Below are 19703 nucleotides of genomic sequence, written 5' to 3' on the forward strand. Positions count from 1 at the left end.
AGAGCGGTTGCGAGAATAGTGGCGTAGCGGCTTATTGACGCCAGAATGATGGCGATCTAACATCGGGCTGTCACATTGATATCAATGTGTGTTTTCGAGGGATCGAACAGAAGTTTCGCAGCCTGTCTGCGATTGTTTAGCAATGCTTTGGACGCTCTGACCATTGCGCTAAATCTCCTGATTCAGCTTATGACTCACCGGCACTCTGGTTTTGGCTGGTCGGGGATTGCTTTGCCTGTTGTTTTTGCCAATCAACCTGCAGCAACGAGATCTCAACATGGATGTTCGCCCGTACGCGGTATTCACGCATCAAGCCTCTGACGCCCTCGGAAAATCTGAGAAGGTCTGCGGCGTACCCAAACGCGGCCTGGCGTTTTTGCTGGCGAACGTCATGTTCTGGCAACCGATGTGGGCGCAGGCTGATGGCATTGTGGTGGCCAACCCGAACACCTCGCTGGATCGCGCCGGCAACGGCGTGCCGATCATCAATATCGCCACGCCTAATGCCAGTGGCCTGTCGCACAACCAGTTCCACGACTACAACGTCGGTGCGCAGGGTCTGATCCTCAACAACGGCTCGACGCAGAATAATCTCACCCAGTTGGGCGGGCATATCGTCGACAACCCGAACCTGAAAAACAGCGGTTCGGCGCAGGCGATTCTCAACGAAGTCATCAGCGGTAACCCGAGCCAGTTGCGCGGCTACACCGAAGTGGCGGGGCAGTCAGCGCGGGTCATCGTCGCCAACCCTTACGGCATTACCTGTAATGGCTGCGGTTTCATCAACTCGCCACGGGTGACCTTGACCACCGGTAAACCAGTGCTCGACAACGGTCGGCTGGATCGTTTTCAGGTTGATCAGGGTTCGGTGGCCATCGAAGGTGCAGGCCTCAACGCGACCAACGTCGACCGTTTCGAAATCATCACCCGCAGCGCAAAGATCAACGCGCAACTGCAGGCGCAGAACCTGACGATTGTCGCCGGGCGCAACGACGTCAACGCACAAACCCTGAATGCCACCGCCCGCGCCGATGACGGCAGCAGCAAACCGCAACTCGCCATCGACTCCTCGGCGCTGGGCGGCATGTACGCCGGGGCGATCAAACTGGTCGGCACCGAGGCCGGTGTCGGCGTGAAACTCGACGGCAAGCTGATTGCCAGCGGCGGTGATATTCAACTCGATGCCAACGGTCAGTTGAGTCTGGCCGACACCTCGGCCACTGGCGCGGTCAACGTCAAGGCCGCCAGCCTCGACGCGCGCGGCCCGGTTTACGCCGGCACCGCGCTCAACGTGCAAACCCAAGGCAACCTGACCAACCGCCAGACCCTCGCGGCCCGCGACAGCATCAGCCTCAGCGCGAGCGGCCAACTGACCAACGCCGGCGCCATCGAAGCCGGAGTCAATGCCGACGGCAGCCGCAATGCCAGCGGCGACCTGAGCCTCACCGCGCAGAATCTCGACAACACCGGCAAAAGCCTCACCGCCAGCCGCAATCTGACGGTCAACACCGCGCAAACCCTGAACAACCAGAGTGGCACGCTCAATGGGCAAACCACCGTCATCACGGCGGCGACACTGAACAACAGCAACGGCGAGATTGCCAGCAGCGGCACCACCCGGCTCAACGCCGGTACGGTGAACAACCGCAGCGGCCAGATTCTCGGCGACCTGGGCCTGAATATCGACCTCAGCGGTGCCATGGACAATCGCGACGGCGTACTCGGTTCTGCCCAGTCGGTGAGTTTCACAGCCGCCAGCCTGGATAATCGAGATGCCGGCGCGCTGGTCAGCGATGGTTACCTGACCGCGCGCGTCAGCGGGTTGCTCGATAACCGCAACAAAGGTGAGATCACCGCCAAAGGCGCCATCGATGCGCAGACCGGCAGCCTCGACAACCGCGACGGCAAAGTCATCGGCAAAACCACCTTGGCATTGCGCAGTGATTCGGCGGATAACCGCGTTGGAACAATTCAGGCCGACCAGCAACTGACGCTGAATGTCGGTCAACTCGACAACCGCGACAAAGGCAAGGTCAGCGGCAAGGCCGGGATCGCTTACTCCGGCTTACGTCTGGATAACAGCGGCGGCTTGATCAGCGCTGTCGGCCCGGTCACGCTCACTGTCGCCGAGGTGCAAAACGCGCTGGGGCGTATTTCCAGTCAGGGTGATCTGCTCGCCACAATTGGTCTTTTGCAACAGCAGGGCGGTGCACTGGTGGCGCAGGGCAACCTGAGTCTGACGGGCAAAACCCTCGATAACCGCAACGGCGGGTTGGTGGGCACCACGAAAGCACTCACGGTGAATGTCGAAGAAATCGACAACCGCGCCGGGGAACTCTCCGCCAGCCAGTTATTGACCCTCACCGGACAGCGTCTGAACAACGCCGACGCTGGCAAGGTCCTCGCTGGCAAGAACCTGGCGCTGGCAGTCGCTACGGTCAACAACCAGAACAAGGGGCTGATCAGCGCCAAAGGGGCGGCGACGGTAACGGGCCGCGTGCTGGATAACAGCAACGGCAACCTCGAAATTCTCAGTGGTCTGGACATTACCCTCGACGAAGCTTTGCTCAACGTACAAGGTCTCATCAGCAGTGAGGGTTCATTGACCGCTCATGCCGGTCGTATCGACAACAGTGCCGGTAGTCTGGGCAGTGCCGGTGAGCTGCTGTTGAACAGTCGTGGCGATCTGCTCAATCAGGCCGGTTCGATCAGCACTGACAGCAGTTTGACCCTCAACAGTGACCGTCTCGATAACAGTCGCAAAGGTTTGATCTCCAGCAAGGCAATCGCCCGGCTCGGCAGCGGCGATTTCGATAACAGCCAGAGCGGCCAGGTGGTCAGTGGTGCAGCGCTGGATATCAGGGCAAAGCAGGTCAATAACGGCACAGGACGAATTGCCAGCCAGCAGGCCCTGACGATGTCGGTCAGCGGGCTGGATCAGCAGGGCGGTGAACTGTTCAGCAAGGCTGATCTGACCCTCGACCTGAACAACGGCCAGTTGAATAATCAGAAAGGTTTGATCAACGCACCTAGTGCGTTGTTGCTGAAAAACCTCAACGGCGTGAACAACCAGGGTGGTGAAATTTCCAGTCAGCAAGCCTTCACGCTGGCAGCACAGGAACTCGATAACAGCAACGGCAAATTGCTCAGCCAGCTGGGGCTGATGCTGCGTATTGCACGAGCGTTGAACAACACCAAAGGCATTATTGCCGGCGCTTCGCTGGACAGTCATAGCGACAGCCTCGACAACCACGAAGGGCTGATCAGCAGCCGTGGCGAGCTATTGCTGGTCACCGAAAAGGGGCTGGATAACCAGCTTGGTACGCTCATTGCCGACGGACAACTCACGCTTGCGGCACAGGCGCTGGATAACGCCGGCGGCAACATTGCCAGCAAGGCCGATGCCACCGTCAATGCACAGAGCCTGAACAACCAGAAGGGCCAACTGATCGCCACCGGTGTGCTCGGTCTGACCGCTGAAACACTCGATAACCGCCAAGGTGGACTTCTGGGGGCTACGCAGGCCCTGACCCTCAACAGCGGCGAGATAGACAACCGTGGAGGCGAAATTACCAGCAACTCGACCGTGACGATCACCGCCGACAACGTCGACAACAGCGATGCCGGGCAGATTTTCTCGGGGCAGGCGCTCACGCTGACAGTCGATCGCTTGCTCAATCGCAACAGCGGTCTGATCAATTCCCGATCCCTGTTCAATCTGCACGGACGTGTGCTGGATAACAGCGCTGGCAATCTGTTCAGCCTGCAGCAGGCGCACCTGGATCTGAGTGGTGCATTCGACAACAGTCACGGCAAGGTCAGTAGCGAACGCCAGTTGACGATCAGTACGGCTCAACTGACCAACACCATGGGCAGTCTGTCGAGTGCTGAAGATTTGACGCTCGACAGTCAGGGCGCAGTCGCAAATCAGGGTGGTTCGCTGGTGACTGACGGCGTGCTCAAGCTCGTCAGCACCCGCCTGGATAACAGTCAGAACGGCACAATCAGCGCCAAGGGCGCGGTGACGGTCACCACCGGGGCGTTTGACAACAGCCAGTCTGGACAGCTCAACAGCGCCAGCACGCTGGATCTGCACGCCGCTCAGGTGAATAACCGTGACCGAGGACGTATCGGCAGCGAAGAAGCGCTAACTGCATCGGTCACCGGGCTTGACCAGCAGGGCGGCCAATTGTTCAGCAAAACCAGCCTGAGCCTGGACATGAACAACGGTCAGTTGAACAACCAGAATGGCCTTATCAACGCGCCCGGTGCCTTGCTGCTCAAACAATTGAATGGCGTCAACAATCAGGGCGGTGAGATCTCCAGCAAACAGGCCTTCACGTTGACTGCGCAAAACCTGGATAACAGCAATGGCAGGCTTTTAAGCAGTCAGGGCCTGACGTTACGCATTGCCAATGCGCTGGATAACGTCAAAGGCTTGATCGGCGCGACGTCGATTGACGTTCGCAGCGCCAGTTTGAACAACAGCGGTGGCAGTCTGGACAGCCGAGGCAGGCTTGATCTGACCGTCGACGGCGTGTTGCGCAACGACGCCAATGGCGTGATCAACGCCGATAAAGCGCTGCAGATCAGCAGTGGCGATTTGAGCAATGACGGCGGGATGATACTGGCGGTGGACGCCATCACCTTAAACGCCATGGCGTTGAACAACCGTAACAACGGTTTGATCAACAGTCGCGGGACGCTGTCACTGACCGGTACGACCCTGGATTCCAGCAACGGCGGCGAGGTGTCCGCCAAGGATGATATCCATCTCACGCTGACCGCACTGACCCAGAACGGTGGCCGCTTACTGGGCGAAAAGGCCGTCACGGTGAATCTGGCGGATGGTGATCTCGACAACCGTAACGGTTTGCTCACAGCCAACGGCTTGCTGACCCTTGAACGTCTGCGTGATCTCGATAACGACAGCGGCGAAATCTCCAGCAGCCTCGGATTCGACGTGGTTGCACGGAACGTGATCAACAACGCTGGCAAGTTGATCAGCAGCCAGAAACTGACCCTCGACGGCACTCGTCTGGTCAACCGCAACGGCTTGATTTCAGGTTGGGAAGGCCTGGTCGTCAAAGGCGCCAGCCTCGATAACCGCAGCGGTGGCACGCTCTCCAGTCGCAATGGCAATGTGTTCGTGGCCATGCAGGGTGACCTGCTCAACAGCGGTTCTGGCGCTCTGGTCAGTCATGGCAGGCTGAACGTCGAGGCCGGCAGTCTGGACAACAGCGACAAAGGCATTATCAGCAGTGGCGAGGGCCAGACACTGGCGGTGGACGGGACGCTCAATAACGCTGGGGGGGGCCTGATCGACAGCGGCGCCGCACTGACTATCAACAGCGCCACATTGAGTAACGTCGGCGGTACGGTCAATGCGCAACAGGCGATCGATGTCGGCGCAACGGGGCTGGACAACAGTAACGGCCAGATCGTCAGTGATGCTGCGATCAACCTCCGGCTTTCCGGAAAACTGAACAACAGCGCCGGCAAACTGGCCGGCGCGGGGCCTTTGAGCATCAAAGGCGTTACCGATCTGGGCAACCGCAACGGTCAACTGATCAGCCAGAGCACACTGGATCTGCAGGCGCAGTCGCTGGACAACAGCGACAAGGGCACCATTGCCGCCAAGGGCGATCTGACCATCACCGCCAGTGGGACCGTACTCAATCATGGCGATGGCTTGATCTATAGCCAGACCGCCGGTCTGCTGCTCAAGGCCAACAGCCTGACCAACGCCAAAGGCGCAATCCAGAGCCAGAACGGTTTGACACTCGATGTCATCGGCGACCTCGATAACCAGAGCGGCAGAATCATTGCCGAAACCGGTGCCGTCAGTCTCAACGCTGCCAACATCGACAACCGTGGCGGTGTGCTGGCGAGCATAAAAGGCGCATTGGAAGCACGCACTGTTGGCGTCCTGCGCAACGGCGTCGATCTGAACAACAATCGCCAGGGCGGCATCATTCAGGCGCAGGGTCTCAAACTCACGGCTCTGGCCGGATTGAGCAACAATGGCGGGCGGATCTCGGCGCAGGCCGCGGATGTGAGCATTACCACGGCGGCGCTGGATAACGGCAGCGGCGGTCTCTACGCGAAAAACCTGCTCAGCGTGAGCGGCACCCGGCTGGACAACAATGTCGGCCAGATCGCTGGCAATCGTATCGACCTGAATCTGCTCAACGATTTGAACAACCGTGGCGGTGTCATCGAAAGCGACACCACTCTGGCAGTCAAGGCGGCCAGCCTGGATAACCAGACCGGCAAGCTGCGCTCGCTGAGCAACAGTGGCAAAACCGCCTTTCAGATTGGCGGGCTGCTGGACAATCGCTACGGCGTACTGGAAACCGGTAACACCGATTTGACACTGGCCGTCGGCAGCTTTCAGAACAGTGGCGGTCAACTGCTGCATCTGGGCGAGGGCACGTTTGATATTTCCACGGCCAATGTCACCGGCGCAGGCGGCAGTATCGTCACCCGCGGCGGGCTGACCCTCAATGCCGATAGCTGGAGCAACTCCAGCGTGATTCAGGCAGGTCGGTTGAACGTCAACGTCAACAATTTCAGCCAGACTGCCAGTGGTCAGATACTGGCATCCACGCACCTGCAAGGGCGCGGTGGCGACTGGAACAACGACGGCTTGATCGCCAGTGACGGCACTCTGGATGTACAACTGACGGGCAGTTACGGCGGCAATGGCCGGGTTTCAAGCGTGGGTGACCTCACGCTCGGTGCGGCGCAACTGACTGTCAACGAGGCTGCCAGTGTCGCCGGTGGCGGTTTGACCAAGCTCAATGTGGGCGGCCAATTGACCAACATGGGGCGGCTGACATCGGCTGATGCAATGGAAATCAGAGCCGCTACGGTGAGCAATCTCGGCACGCTGGCCAGTGCCAGAAACCTGTTGATCAACGCGCAGAACCTGACGAACAACCGCATCCGCGTCAATCAAGGCTCACTGCTGTTCAGCGGTGGCCATATGGACCTGCAAGTCGGCACCCTGACCAACACTTACAGCGATATGTACAGCCTGGGTGACATCAATGTGTCGGGTTACAACGGTGCCGACCGTGCAGGCCGGATTGACAACCTGTCCGGGCGGATCGAGTCCACTGGCGATATGTCGTTGAAGTCGGCCGTGGTCAACAACAAGATGGAAAACTTCAGCGTCACCACTACCGAGGGCGATTCTTCGTCCATCGGGGTGCGTTGCTTCAACTGTGATTCCGCCCGGCCCAAGCATATGGAGGACGTTGATTCACACCTGGTCTGGCAGCAGACGTTCAACGTCACGGTTTCGGGTGACGCCGATGCTTCGAGCATCACCGCCGGACGTAATCTGAGCGTCACTGGTTCGGAGTTCATCAACTCCAACTCCACCGTGTCCGCGTCGTCCGACATCACCATCAATGTCGATACGTTCAACAACTCCGGCAGTTCGCTGGGCAGCTATTCGTCGCTCAAGTACATCACCAACAAGGCGCCGACCAGGACACTTTGGAGTCAAATTGTCGACTACAACAGCCACAATGATGCAGGTTACAACAAGGACATCCGGTTCTGGACTGCAGGAGGTGCAGAGTCGTCGGTGACACCTTGGCTCAAGAACAACCCCCACATCCTCGAGACCAGTACTCAATATATCGGTACGTATGCAAATGATGCCTCGGGTGGCGGTTATGTCACTTTTGGAGCGTCGCAATATGCTTCAGGGGTTCGCGTGCAGGCGCCGGCGGAAATCATCAACGCCACGCCGTTCCAGACGGTCATTACCGAGTCGGCGGGCAAGACCTATGTCCCGGCGATTGTGCAGGCCGGTGGCAACGTAGTGATCAACGCGACCAACAACATCAGTAACGGCGAACTGAAGTCGTTCAGTGCAACCGCTGCCGGCCCGGGGAAGACAGCCGACACGCGCGCCGGGGGTGGGGCCAAACCTACCGTAATCAGCCTCAACCGCCAATTGCCGCCAGATCTCGCGCAACAACAGGTCAACCCGTTGGCATCCCCCGGATTCGCACTGCCGAGCGGGCAAAACGGCCTGTTCCGCTTGAGCGGTCAAGGCGCCAGTTCGGGCGGCGCAGCGCCGCTGCCCGGTGGTTCGCAGAACTGGACCATCGGCGGCGCGTCAGTCACGCAAACCCAGCGTCAGGCCGAAGTGCCAAGTGGCGGGCGGACACTGACATTTGACTCGATCAACCCGGTCGGCGTGACTGATCGGCAACTGAGCACAGCCGATCGTAAAGGCGCAGATCCGAGCTCCGGCCAGAGCGCCATTGATGTCAGCGTCCAGTTCGGTGGTGGCTCGTCGAGCGGCGTCCCGAGCGCTCCGCTCAAGGACAACACCGGCCAGACGCTGGCCAGGGTACAGGGGCTGCCCAATACCCAGGCGCCATCGAATGCGCACAAGTACTTGATTGAAACCAACCCGGTACTCACCGAACTCAAACAGTTCATGAGTTCCGATTATCTGCTGGCCAAACTCGGTTATGACCCTGACCAAAGTGCCAAGCGCCTGGGCGATGGTTTGTACGAGCAGCGCTTGATTCAGCAGGCGGTGGTCGAGCGCACCGGACAGCGCTTCATTGATGGTCAGACTTCCGATGAGGGCCTGTTCAAGTACCTGATGAACAATGCTATCGCCAGCAAGGATCAACTCAATCTGTCGGTGGGGGTGACGCTCACCGCCGAGCAGGTTGCGGCGCTGACCCACGACATCGTCTGGCTCGAAGAGCACGAAGTGAATGGCGAGAAAGTGCTGGTGCCGGTGCTCTATCTGGCTCAGGCCAATAATCGGCTGGCGCCAAATGGTGCGTTGATCCAGGGCACTAACGTCAAGTTGATTGCTGGCAACGATCTGCAAAACGCTGGCACCCTGCGAGCCAGTAACAACCTGACAGCGGCAGCCGGCAATGACTTGGTCAATAGCGGCCTGATCGAGGCGGGCAACCGTCTCGACTTGCTGGCCGGCAACAGCATTGTCAACCAATCGGGCGGCATCATCACCGGGCGCGATGTCAATCTGGTCGCGGTGAAGGGCGACATCATCAACGAGCGCACGGTGACCAGCAGCGGTTTTGCCACACAGGGCTACTCACAGCATCGTGAGTACCTCGACAATGCATCACGCATCGAGGCCACCAACGATCTGAAAGCCAGTGCCGGCCGCGACTTCATCAGCACCGGCAGTGCACTGGTCAGTGGGCGCGATACCGTGATCGAGGCGGGGCGCGACGCGAGCATCGTTTCGGCGCAAAGCAACAATTCCGCGTTTACCGGTGCCACCACCAGCAGCGTTCATCAGGTCGGTTCGACTGCCACGGCCGGACGCGATTTTACCGTCAATGCCGGTCGGGATCTGTCGGTGATCGGCAGTCAGATCAGCGCCCAGCGTGATATCGGCATGAGCGCCGACCGTGATCTGTTGATCGTCTCGGCCGAAGAGGAATCCCATTCCTATTACAAATCGAAAAAGGTCACCGCGCAGGAAGACCATATTGATCAGATTGCCAGTTCGATCAGCGCCGGTGGCAAGGCCGGGTTCACCTCAGGTAAAGACCTGACCGTGGTGTCGAGCCGGATCACCGCAGGCGACGAAGCCTATCTGTTCGCCGGCAATGACATCAATGTGTTGGCCGCCGAGGATTACGACTATTCGCTGTACGACAAAAAGAAAAAAGGCAGCCTGGGACGCAAGGAAACCCGGCGTGACGAGGTGACCAAAGTCACCCATATCGGCAGTGAAATCAGCAGTGGCGGCGATTTGACGATTGCCAGTGGCGGTGATCAGCTCTATCAGGCGGCCAACCTGAAGGCCGGCAAGGACCTGACCATCAGCAGCGGCGGTGACCTGATCTTCGAAAGTGTCACCGACCTGAAAAAGGAGAGCCACGAGAAAAGCAAGAGCAGTCTGGCCTGGACCTCAGCCAAAGGCGCCGGGCAGACCGACGAAAGCATTCGCCAGAGTCATCTGCTTGCGGCCGGTGACATCGTTATCAAGGCGGCCGGCGACATTCGTATCGATGTCAAGGAAGTCAACCAGAAGACCGTGGCCGACAGCATCGATGCGATGGTCAAGGCTGATCCGCAACTGGCATGGCTCAAGGACATGCAGAACCGCGGCGACATCGACTGGCGCATGATCAAGGAAGTGCATGACCAGTGGGACTACGAAAGTTCCGGCATGGGCATGGGCGCCGCGATTGCCGTGGCGATCATTGTCACGGTGTTGACGGCCGGCGCCGCGAGCGCGGCAGTCGGCGGCACTCTGGCATCCGGAACCGGATCGACGTTCGCAGCGGCGACAGCAACCACCGCTGCCGGCGTTGGCAACGTTGCCTTGACTGCGGTGATCACCTCGATGGCCAGTACGGCGGCAGTCAGCGCTATCAACAACAAGGGCAATCTGGCCGACACCCTCAAAGACGTGCTCTCGGAAGAAAACATCAAGAGTTATGTCACGGCGGCGATCATTGCCGGTGCCGGCTCCTATACCAACACCTGGGGCAAAGTGACCGGGCCGCAGGGCAACCTGATCACCCAGAATGTCACCGAGCGACTCAAGGCTTATGCGGTCAATACCGCGCTCAAGGGGTTGCTGACCGGCGACGGCAGCGACAAGTCATGGCTGACCATTGCCGGCACCGGTGCGCTGGCGGAAATCTATGCGTACTGGACCGGTCGCGGACCTGATATCCGGCCGGGTGAAGACCGTGCGGGCGGCCCTAAATTCACGGAACTCGAGAATGGTCTGGTGCCACGCGAATGGATCAATGGCGAGTGGGTCGAGGGCAAGAACATTGGTCTGAATCAAGAATGTGCATCGTTGCTGGCGGTCTGTCACGGCACACTGATCAGCAATATTGCCAACTCGGTACCGGGCATGAATGCCTTTGCCACGTTGCATGACACCTGGATGGATAAGCTGATCATTGCCAAGAATGGCGTGGACATGACGTGGTATGAAAACGTCGGCAGCATGCCGCCGGCGTTAGTCGTCAACTACGGTGCGCTGTATGACCAGTATCGGCCATTGATTGAACAGACCAAGCGTGAAGCCAGGCAGTGACGCCATGGTCTCTAGAAGTACTCGGGCCTGGCTCGAGTACTTCAGCGAGTAGCTTTTTTGACGGCTTTTCTATTGATTACTGCTCATGGCAGCAACCGGAATTGCTGCCGCCTTCATACCGATCATGGTGCCGCACCCATTCCATGATCTCGTCCTCATTCCTGCCCTTGGGCGTGAGGTCGAGGTAGTTGTAGGCACCGACCAGCATGTCGAGACCGCGAGCGTAGGTCGAGTAGGTATGGAGAATCTCCCCGGCCTCATCACGATAAAACACACTCAACCCCGGCATTTCTTCCTCGGCGCTGTCAGTCTTTTCGTAGTTGTACGTAGCCTTTCCGGCCGCGACATCCTCAGCCCGGGCGCACACGCCGAAGTCATAGTTGAAGTCGCAACCCTCTGACGACACCCAGTCAAACTTCCAGCCCATGCGCCGTTTAAAGTCCTGGAACTCGTTGAACGGCGCATGAGATACCGCAACCACGGCGATGTCGTGATGAGCCAGATGCTGGTTGGCACCGTCGATGTGGTCGCTGAGGAACGAGCAGCCCTGACAGCCTTCCTCCCAGTCCTTGGCAAACATGAAGTGATAAACCACTAATTGGCTGTGTTTGCCGAACAGATCAGCCAGCTTTAATTCGCCGTTCGGCCCTTGGAAGTGGTAGTCCTTGTCGACCTTCACCCATGGCAATGCGCGACGTTTGGCGCTGAGGCGGTCGCGTTCTTTGGTGAAGGCTTTTTCGTCGGCGAGATGTTGCTTGCGGGCGGCGAGCCATTCTTCGCGCGATACCACCGGATGATTCTCAACGTTCATGATGATTTCTCCTGCGGGGGTTGAAACCGTCTGTTTCAGACTAGTCGTTTAACCCTGCGGGAAATCGACAGACCGCCGGTCGGTCGGCTCGGCAAATGCGGCTGAACGGCTGGGAACCGCTCAGGTCACAACCTATGAACGCGCCATAAATCACGCGCACCGGAGGTTGGATCAGGATGACGATTTATAACTGGGATTTGATTGAGCGATTGCTGCACGAAGTGCAGAACAGTGCCGGACACAGTTTTGCCCCTCGGGCCTACGCCGAAGACTATGCGGCGGAGAAAGCCAGTGCGGGCGAACCGATCGAGAACCTTGATCACCTGAAAACGCTGGCCTGCGACTATGAAAGGCTGCTGCTGTTGCGCGGCTATATCGCACCGCGTCCGGACGAAGAGGGCAGCACCGGAAACAATTTTGTCCTGACCCCGCGCGGTTCCAGCCTGCTTAGCCTGATCGACAGCAGCATTCCCGGCAACGATCACCCGCGTCAGGTGCTGGATGAGCAGGAGGATGCGCTGGCCGAGGCCACGTTTGATGAAGTGGCATCTAAAGCTCAGATCGCCTGAGTCCAAAGGTATCCCCATGTGGGAGCGAGCCTGCTCGCGAATACGGTCTGTCAGTGACATTTGAAGTAACTGATGCACCGCTTTCGCGAGCAGGCTCGCTCCCACATTGATCTTCGTGTTGTTCAGGTTTTTTGCGCAGCCTTCAGGCATTTGAGGTCGTTGAAGTCTTTGCGCACGCCTTCGATCTTCTTCAACAAGCGCTGACGCTGTTGCGGCGTACTCTGGGCCATCAGGTCCACCGCCAGCGAGCGTCCCTGCGCTTCAGTATCGGCGAAGGCTTTGCGGTAATCCGCTGTCCATAAACTCTCTCGATTGACCAGAAGCGTCTCGATTCTCTGTGGGAATTCGGGGCTTTTGCGTTGCGCCACGGCAGCACTGAACTGCTTCTGCCAATGGGCGCGATTGGCGATCCATTGGGTGTACTGATCGCCCAACGCGGTCGACCAAGCCATGACCCGCTGTTCCTGGGTGGCGCTCAAGGGGCCGAGCCAGTCATTCAAGCGTTTAACCATTCGCGCGCCACGCTCGGCAATTTGTTGATCAAGCGGTGGTTTGAGGTATTCCTGCTGACGCTTGCGCAGATCCTTGGCAAACGCGTCATTCATCTCGGCCACTTGCTTGTCATCCAGACCTTGCAACAGCTCAATGGCCGAAGGGGTGATCTCTCGAGCGGTTTCGGCAATGGCCTGCTTGGCTTCCGTCGTGCGCGCCTGTAACGCGGCATCGGTGACCTGATTGGTTTCGACCATGGTCTGCAGGCGATCAAGCCAGTCCAGATAACCCGGCAATTGCGTGGTGCAATGCCAGCTCAGGTGGTCCTTGAGGCGTTCGTTGAACCAGTCCTTCTGCTCGCCGTTCATGTCCAGGTAATCACCGAGCGTCCACGGAATAATGACGTCGAGATTGCGATAGGCCAGGCCGACGCGACTGCAAGCGCCGAGGGCGAGGGTGAAAATCAGTAGAGCGGCGATGTGCTTGAAACAGCGAGACATGGGCGAATCCTTGCGTGAGCCTGGCTTCGAGGATCTGATTCCTATGTGAACGCAGAATGAACCCGGCAGTTCAGCCGATCAATAGAACGCGCGTTCGGCCTTGAGGGTGACGAGGCCGTCGCACTGGCTGTTGTGCCCGGAATAGGCCGAGCAATCGCTGCCGCTGAGGCTGGAATTGCTGTAGATCAGGTCGAGATCGACCCCCATGAACGGTCGGGACAATTTCACTGACCAGTCGGTAAAACTGCTGACATAACCACCGTCCACGGCGACGGGCGTGTTCAGTTGGTGGGTGGTGTATTTCATGCTGACGCCGATGCCGAACGGTTGATTGCCGCCAAGGTCGGCAAACAAGGTGTTGTTCTGTTTGTCCGGGTCGTTGCTCAAGGCCACGCCGAAACGACTGCCGAGCAGGGTCAGGCCGCCGAAAAGCTCCTGACTGTCGAGGGTGTCTACTTCGGGATAGCTGTAGTGGATCATGCCGACTTCATAGCCGAGGGTTTGATCGAAGGGCTGTTTAAAGCCGACGTAGGAATCGATTTCGAGATTCTTGCCAGGTGTGATGCCCATGCTCGGCGCGTACTGGCCAACGTAGAGACCACTGTCGTGGCTGAGGTCGAGGCCGCCGTGGAAGGAACCGATTGCCGCGGGCTTGACCAGACCCTGGGCCATGCTGCGCGTGGGGGTGGTGCCTAGTTTGAGATCGAAATCGCCCAGTTCTCGCTGGAAAATCTGCGCGTGCGCAGTCGCGCAAGCCAGCAGGCCTACAAGTGATAAACAGGAAGATTTGCGCATGCGTCACTCCATGAACAGCGCGGGCAGGGTGGCGGGCCTGCTGAAACGCTTGATCTAGACGCGTGCAAGGATACCGGCGAATGATCGGCATTGAAGGCCGTTCGTCGATTTACAAGAATTTTTGTTTAAAGCGAAGGGGATATTGCGCGGTGCCAGTCCAGGCGCTTCGAAGCTCAAAGCGCCTCTGGACGGGTGTAAAACCGGATGTTACTTCTTGCCCAGGCTGATCTGCTTGGACGGGCCGAATGTCTGGCCACTGACGCCTTTGGCAATTTGTTGAATCTCGCCGCCGGACTTGAGGAACGCCGCAATCTGATCGTTGATCGATTCGCTGGTTTCAACGGCTGGAGCTGGCTTTGCTTTGCTGGTGGATGCTTTTACACGCATGGCGGCCATTAACCTGTAGAAAAGTAACTCGGCCAGGCATCGTACAGGAATAACTTGACAATTGCTTGGTAAATATCCCCGGGAATAACCCACCGCTGTACTGCATTATTCTCGATTAAATATTCGAAATATCCGGCTAACCTGCTGTTTTAAATAAGAACATTCAGGTTTGCAGGCATTGAAATATTCAACCGCGAGCGCTGGGGTCTGCCTGACGAGCGGCACCTCAGCTCAGCCGCACACAAGGAAAATCAGGGCGTTGCGCAGAATTCTGACGCGTGCGGATCTGCCGCCCGACGGCCAGCACAAAAACGGGTAGAATGCCGCCCACGCAATGAGGGTTCTGGAAATGGCTTTAGTCGGGCGTTACAACAGTTTGCAAGTGGTTAAACACACTAACTTCGGTTTATATCTGGACGGCGGTGCCGACGGCGAAATTCTTTTGCCCAACCGTTATATCCCTAAAGATATTCCCAGCGAAGATGAAGACTGGCTCAACGTATTTGTTTATCTGGACAGCGAAGACAAACTTCTCGCTACCACGGAAAAACCGAAAGTTCAGGTGGGTGAATTTGCCAGTCTGAAAGTCGTTGAAGTCAACAGCATCGGTGTGTTTCTCGATTGGGGGCTGCCGAAGGATCTGTTGCTGCCGTACTCCGAAGAAAAGCGCCAGATGACCGCCGGCGAATACTGCGTGGTGCACGTCTATCTCGACAAGCACACCCGCCGCATCACCGCTACCGCGCGTCTGGATCGCTACCTCGACAAGACCCCGGCCAACTACAGCCAGGGCCAGGAAGTTGATCTGCTGGTTGCCGAAGCCACCGACATGGGCTTCAAGGCGATCATCAACAACAAGCATTGGGGTTTGATTCACAAAAACGAAATCTTCAAGTTCATGCGCGCCGGCATGAGCGAGAAGGGCTACATCAAGGAAGTCCGTGCCGACGGCAAGATCGCCCTGAGCCTGCAACCGGTTGGCCAGGAAGCGGCGAGCAGCCTGAACTCGAAGATCCTCGCCAAGTTGCGCGACAACAGCGGCACGCTGCCGGTCAGCGACAAGAGCGATCCGGCGTTGATCAGCAGCCTGTTCGGCGTCAGCAAGGGCAACTTCAAGAAGGCCATCGGTGCGCTGTACAAGGAAGGCAAGATCGTTATTCATGCCGATCGCATTGAACTAACCTGAGCCTTGGGTGGCCCATGTTGCATGGGGCACACACGAGGTCGGGTCGATGAAAAAAGCGCTGATTGTCTACGTTGCCACGCTGCTGACGTTTCTGTTGCTCGACGGTATCTGGCTCGGCCTGTTGATGGCGCCGATCTATCGCGAACTGCTCGGTTCGCTGATACTCGAAAAACCGCTGCTGGTTCCGGCAGCGGTTTTTTATTGCCTGTATGTTTTTGGCTGCGTGGTGTTTGTGGTGCTGCCGGCCGTGACGTGGCAATGGGCGGCGAAGCGGGGCGCGTTGTTAGGGCTGGTAGCTTACGGCACGTATGACCTGACGAACTGGGCAACATTGCGCGGGTGGTCGGTGCAGGTGACGCTGATGGATTGGGCGTGGGGGACGTTTGCTACTGCTGTGGCTTGTAGCGTTGGTTTTTTGTTCGCTCAACGGTTTGGCAAGTCTGCTCGGTAATGTGTGTTGGCAGTGCCGGCCCCTTTGCGAGCAGGCTCGCTCCCACAGGGGAACGCACTCCAAAGTGGGAGCGAGCCTGCTCGCGAATGGCGGCGCAGCCGACAGCCATCCACTGCTACCGCCACTGAAGAAACAAATGTCTTTTCCAGACGGCTTTTTCCGCCCGACTGATTGATAATCCCCAGCACTGTTTTCTGACCATTGGATGGCCTGCCATGTTGTGCGTGTTCGAGGTGTTGCGGTGAGTGTCGAGCGGCGTAATGCCGACAGTTTTGCCTTGCAGGTGATGATCGGCCTCTGCCTGATCTGGGGCGTGCAGCAAGTGATGATCAAATGGGCGGCGCCGGACATCGCGCCTGTCATGCAAGCGGCCGCGCGCTCGGGGATCTCTGCGTTGCTGGTGGGGTTGCTGATCTGCTGGAAGGGCGGCTGGGATCAGGTCGGCAACACCTGGCGCGGCGGCTTGCTGGCTGGTGCGCTGTTCGGTCTGGAATTCCTTTTTATCGCTGAAGGTCTGCAACTGACCACGGCTGCACACATGTCGGTGTTCCTCTACACCGCTCCGATCTTCACCGCGTTGGGCGTGCATTTTCTGCTGGCCAGTGAGCGCCTGCGACCGTTGCAATGGCTGGGTATTCTGCTCGCGTTCATCGGCATTGCAATTGCCTTTGCCGGCGGCGTGTCGTGGGACAACCTCGACCGGCGCATGCTGCTCGGCGATGCCTTTGGCGTGTTGGCGGGCGCCTGCTGGGGCGCGACCACGGTGGTGGTGCGCGCCTCACGGCTGTCGGAAGCACCGGTGACGTTGACTCTGTTCTATCAGTTGATCGTCGGCTTCCTCGGCCTGCTGCTGATTGCGCTGTTCAGCGGCCAGATCACCCATGTCAGCCTGACTCCCGTAGCGGTGGCCAGCGTTTTGTTCCAGGGCCTGGTGGTGTCGTTCTTCAGTTACCTGATCTGGTTCTGGTTGCTGCGCCGTTATCTGGCGGCCAACCTCGCGGTGTTTTCGTTCATGACGCCACTGTTTGGCGTGACCTTCGGTGTGATTTTGCTCGGCGAACAGTTGAGTCTGAACTTCGTCATCGGCGCGGTGCTGGTGTTGCTCGGCATCACCTTTGTCAGCGCCGAGCAGTGGCTGCGTCGGCGTTTGCGCAAAGCGCTGGGCCAGCGCTAGTCGATTGCATCGCCAGACCGCCGGCAATCAGCAAGCCGCTGCCGGCGATCACCAGGGCAGGGTGCAAACTGCCGCTGAAATGGCTGCTCAACGCCGCCAGCAACGGGCCACTGAGTTGGCCGAGCGCAAAGCACGCGGTGAGCATGCCGGCATTGCGCTGGGTGGCATGGGGCGCCAGTTCCCGCGAGCGTTGCATGACCAGTTGCATGCACGCCAGGAACGGTGTGCCGCAGAGGATCACGCCCAGCGTGAGGCCGAGGCCGCTGCCGAGCAGGCAGGCAAACACACCAGCCGCTTGCAGCCACAACGTTGCCATCAGCCAGTGGCGGGTGGTTTCGGGATCGTGACGGCGCAGACTCACCAGCAACACGCCAAGCGCCGCGGCCAGACCGAAACACGGCCAGAACAGGTCGGCCTGCCATTGTCCATGGAACTGCGCGTTGGCCATTTGCGATAGAAAGGTCGCCGGGATGATGTAGCCGACGCCGTACAGCGCATAAATCACCGCCAGCCGCCCAATGCCCCGATTCGACAGACTGACCGGCGCAGCAACCGCCGTTGTCGTTGCGACGGGCGTTGGCAGCAATCGCCAGACGCTCAGTAACATCAGCAACGCGGCCGCCGCATAAATCAGCCACAACGTCGCGGATGTCTGATTCAGCAGATGTGAGACCAGCGCCAGCAACCCTGTCAGAAAAATCCCCAACCCCGGTCCGGCAAAGACCAGGGCGCCCAAACGCGGACGACCCGCAGCGGCAGCCAGCGGCTGACTCAGCGAAGTGATCATCACTAGCACCCACGCACTTGCCACCCCTGTGCCAAAGCGCAGCACCAGGTGCGACCAGAAACCGTCAGCCCAAAACGACGCCAAGGTCAGCAGTACACACAGCCACAAGCCGCCGTGCAGACGTCTGAGAACCTGCTGCGGGCGATGGGCGAACATCGCGTCGACCGCACCGAGCAAGTAGCCGAGGTAGTTGGCCGCAGCGATCAGACCGGCGGCCGTCAGGTCGATCTGCCCTTCGCTGAGCAGGTGTGGCATTTGTGGAGTGAGGGCGAAACGCCCGATGCCCATGGCCATCATCAGGGCAACGAAGCAGGCGGATAAGCGAATCAGGGGCGACATGGTCGGGATTCCTTTGAAGGAGCAATGACCGTCAGGCTAGGACTGATTGACTTTCTTTAAAATTGAATAATAGTGAGTAACTTGTTCTGTTATGGAGAAAGCTTGTGGAGTTCAGCCAACTGCGGATCTTTCAGGCCGTCGCCGAAGAAGGGTCAATCACCCGCGCAGCCGAACGCTTGCACCGAGTGCCGTCGAACCTGTCGACGCGGCTCAAACAGCTGGAAGAGCAACTCGGTGTCGAACTGTTCGTCCGTGAGCGTCAGCGTTTGCAGCTCTCGCCTGCGGGAAAAGTCCTGCTGGACTACACCGGCAAATTATTCGCGTTACGCGATCAGGCCAGCGCTGCAGTCATGGGCGGGCAACCGGCGGGGGATTTTGTCCTCGGCACCATGTACAGCACGGCGGCAATTCATCTGCCGGCGTTGCTGGCGCGCTATCACAAGCAATACCCGGCGGTGAATCTGCAAGTACAGTCGGCGCCGAGTGCCGAGCTGCTGGAGGGTTTGCTCACCGGACGACTCGATGCGGCGCTGGTGGATGGTCCGCTGGAACTGGCTGGACTTGATGGTGTGCCGTTGTGTGAAGAGCGGTTGGTTTTGATCACCGAACCCGATCATCCGCCAGTGCACAGCGCCCGGGACGTGGAAGGGCGGTCGGTGTTCACCTTTCGTCGCGGGTGTTCGTATCGCATGCGCCTGGAGGCGTGGTTTTCGCACTATCACGCGGCGATGGGCCGGGCGATGGAGATCGAGTCCTATCAGGGCATGCTCGCCTGCGTGATTGCCGGCAGTGGCGTGGCGCTGATGTCGGAGTCGATGCTGGCCAGTCTGCCGGGGCGCGAGAGTGTCGCAGTGCACCCTTTGGCCGAATCATTCGCGGGTGCGACAACATGGCTCATGTGGCGCAAGGGCATGGTCGGGGCCAACCTGAATGCGTGGATCGAGGTGCAGCAGGCTGTCTATCCTGCGGCTCGGATCGAAACCCGGGAAACAGCCTGAACCAATGGTGGCGAACTCTGTTCAATTCAGTAACAGATCATTGCGGATTTGGCCGAGCATTGCGTAGGACTTCGGACTATTATCAGTGCGAAGCGGCCTCAGAATTCCGGCCGCTCAGCACCACCCTGAAGGGGGCA

The 19703-nt window shown here is 58.7% G+C and carries 11 protein-coding genes; 6 read left to right on the plus strand and 5 right to left on the minus strand.

From position 1 onward, the window contains the following. Positions 1-277: 277 nt before the first annotated feature. Positions 278-11077 carry a two-partner secretion domain-containing protein gene (locus CCX46_RS07515; protein WP_127926246.1) on the plus strand — a complete coding sequence of 3600 codons (10800 nt, stop codon included), beginning with the start codon at positions 278-280 and terminating at the stop codon, positions 11075-11077. Positions 11078-11153: 76 nt separating this feature from the next. Here the strand turns inward: CCX46_RS07515 and CCX46_RS07520 are convergent, their stop codons facing one another. After that, positions 11154-11888: a DUF899 domain-containing protein gene (locus CCX46_RS07520; protein WP_127926247.1), complete on the minus strand. Its 735-nt coding sequence runs from the start codon at positions 11886-11888 to the stop codon at positions 11154-11156. A 176-nt stretch (positions 11889-12064) separates the two neighbouring features. Between CCX46_RS07520 and CCX46_RS07525 the strand changes: the two genes are divergently transcribed. Then, on the plus strand, positions 12065-12457 hold the full coding sequence (locus CCX46_RS07525; protein WP_127926248.1) for a transcriptional regulator: 393 nt from the start codon (positions 12065-12067) through the stop codon (positions 12455-12457). 122 nt (positions 12458-12579) lie between these two features. Here the strand turns inward: CCX46_RS07525 and CCX46_RS07530 are convergent, their stop codons facing one another. The 3 genes from CCX46_RS07530 to CCX46_RS07540 all read right to left on the minus strand — a co-directional run bounded on the left by CCX46_RS07530 (position 12580) and on the right by CCX46_RS07540 (position 14640). Beyond that, positions 12580-13449: a DUF6279 family lipoprotein gene (locus CCX46_RS07530; RefSeq protein WP_127926249.1), complete on the minus strand. Its 870-nt coding sequence runs from the start codon at positions 13447-13449 to the stop codon at positions 12580-12582. A 78-nt stretch (positions 13450-13527) separates the two neighbouring features. After that, on the minus strand, positions 13528-14244 hold the full coding sequence (locus CCX46_RS07535; RefSeq protein ID WP_127926250.1) for a TorF family putative porin: 717 nt from the start codon (positions 14242-14244) through the stop codon (positions 13528-13530). A 207-nt stretch (positions 14245-14451) separates the two neighbouring features. Beyond that, on the minus strand, positions 14452-14640 hold the full coding sequence (locus tag CCX46_RS07540) for a hypothetical protein (RefSeq protein ID WP_016985943.1): 189 nt from the start codon (positions 14638-14640) through the stop codon (positions 14452-14454). A 340-nt stretch (positions 14641-14980) separates the two neighbouring features. Here CCX46_RS07540 and CCX46_RS07545 point away from each other — a divergent pair, with 340 nt between their 5' ends. The 3 genes from CCX46_RS07545 (at position 14981) to CCX46_RS07555 (ending at position 17442) form a co-directional block, all read left to right on the plus strand. Further along, the gene (locus CCX46_RS07545) at positions 14981-15817 is read left to right on the plus strand and encodes a CvfB family protein (protein WP_127926251.1); all 837 of its coding nucleotides are present in this window, start codon (positions 14981-14983) and stop codon (positions 15815-15817) included. Positions 15818-15863: 46 nt separating this feature from the next. Further along, a complete protein-coding gene (locus CCX46_RS07550; protein ID WP_127926252.1) occupies positions 15864-16268 on the plus strand; it encodes a DUF2177 family protein in 405 nt (134 codons plus the stop codon). Between the two features lie 241 nt (positions 16269-16509). Next, complete coding sequence (locus CCX46_RS07555; protein WP_127926253.1) at positions 16510-17442, plus strand: DMT family transporter; 933 nt, start codon at positions 16510-16512, stop codon at positions 17440-17442. Here CCX46_RS07555 and CCX46_RS07560 read toward each other — a convergent pair. Next, positions 17387-18568 (minus strand): MFS transporter, encoded by a 1182-nt coding sequence (locus tag CCX46_RS07560; RefSeq protein WP_127926254.1) that lies wholly within the window; start codon positions 18566-18568, stop codon positions 17387-17389. The two genes, CCX46_RS07555 and CCX46_RS07560, sit on opposite strands and share 56 nt — an antisense overlap. A gap of 104 nt (positions 18569-18672) precedes the next feature. Here CCX46_RS07560 and ptrR point away from each other — a divergent pair, with 104 nt between their 5' ends. Then, the gene (gene ptrR, locus CCX46_RS07565; protein ID WP_127926255.1) at positions 18673-19566 is read left to right on the plus strand and encodes a putrescine utilization regulator PtrR; all 894 of its coding nucleotides are present in this window, start codon (positions 18673-18675) and stop codon (positions 19564-19566) included. Positions 19567-19703 lie beyond the last annotated feature (137 nt).

Origin of the sequence: Pseudomonas sp. RU47 (assembly GCF_004011755.1) — a bacterium.
In the GTDB taxonomy this organism is placed as follows: domain Bacteria; phylum Pseudomonadota; class Gammaproteobacteria; order Pseudomonadales; family Pseudomonadaceae; genus Aquipseudomonas.